The 1,369-nt window shown below is 42.9% G+C and carries 2 protein-coding genes; both read left to right on the top strand.

The window, feature by feature from the left end:
• Positions 1 to 471 (top strand): peptide-methionine (R)-S-oxide reductase MsrB (gene msrB, locus ACUVJL_RS13995; protein ID WP_445246400.1); only part of this gene is annotated, 471 nt, incomplete at its 5' end.
• A gap of 124 nt (positions 472 to 595) precedes the next feature.
• Positions 596 to 1,369 (top strand): pentapeptide repeat-containing protein (locus ACUVJL_RS13990; protein ID WP_445246399.1); only part of this gene is annotated, 774 nt, incomplete at its 3' end.

Here is a 1,369-nt window from a genome sequence, read left to right as displayed (position 1 = left end):
GCTGGTGTAGCAACAGTCAGCATGGCATTGTTATCATCCTGTTTACCTGGGAAGTCAGATGTTATGGCTGCTAGTAATGGTGTTTTTGAAGTTACTAAAACTGAGGCAGAGTGGCGCAAACTTTTGACTCCGGCACAGTTTAATGTGTTGCGAAAACACGCTACTGAACGCTCTCATACTAGCATTCTCGACAAGCAATATGGCAAGGGAATTTATGCGTGTGCTGGGTGTAATTTGCCAGTTTTTGCGTCGCAAACTAAATTTGATAGCGGTACTGGTTGGCCAAGTTTTTACGATCCGATCAAAGGGGCGATCGCCACATCGATCGATAATTCGTTGTTTGGGACTAGAATTGAGGTGCATTGCCGTCGCTGTGGCGGGCATTTGGGTCACGTATTTGATGATGGCCCTGCACCTACGGGCAAACGTTACTGCATGAATGGTGTGGCGATGAAGTTTATTGCGGGCTGACATTCTTTGACGGGTACTCCTGTGGTGTGAAATCTCATAATCATGCACGCGCCTGACGGCTCGTGCACGCGGATTCGCCCGGATGGTATATTGATTTTTGGGACGTGAGGGCGATCGATTATTTATGAATGCTAAAGAACTTTTAGAAAGATACGCCAAAGGCGAACGAAAATTTCATTCAGTCAATCTCAGCGAAGAAAATCTCAAAGGTGCTGACTTGAGTGGAATAAATTTAGACAATGCAAATCTTTCAGGTGCAGACTTGAGTGAGGCTATTTTAACTGGGGCTTACCTTCAGAGTACAAACCTCACGAAGGCATCGCTGACGGGTGCTAATTTAAGTAAGGTAGTAGCTGGTTCAGCAAATCTGAGTTGGGCTGATTTAAGTGGTGCAGATTTGAGTTGGTCTAATTTTAATAGTGCTATTTTAAATTATGCTGACTTAGAGCGGGCAACTCTAATAGGAGCAAACTTGAATAACGCTAAATTAGTTAGTACCAATTTAGACGAAGCAAATCTGAGCGGTGTAAGTCTAGATAGTGCTGACCTAAGTTTAGCTTCTTTGCATAAAGCGAACCTAAGTAAAGCGAATCTGAATAAGGCTGATTTGACTGAGGCATACTTAGTGGAAGCGGACTTAACTCGGGCAAATTTGACCGAGGCAATATTGACTGAGGCAAAACTTCAAAAAGCTAAATTCCAGAAAGCTAATTTGCACCAAGTTGCTCTGTCACGAATGAATTTAACTAATGCGAATCTAGAACAAGCAAAACTTGACAGTGCCGATCTACAATATGCTTGTCTTCGAGGTGCCAATTTAGAAAGAGCAAATCTGCGATTTTCTAATTTGATCGGAGCTAATCTGATAGAAGCAAACTTAAAAAGGGCAGACTTGACT

The organism is Microcoleus sp. OTE_8_concoct_300 (assembly GCF_031383065.1).
Lineage (GTDB): Bacteria > Cyanobacteriota > Cyanobacteriia > Cyanobacteriales > Microcoleaceae > Microcoleus.
The sequence above is the reverse complement of the archived record's forward strand: the minus strand, read 5'-3'. Positions and strand labels throughout refer to the sequence as shown.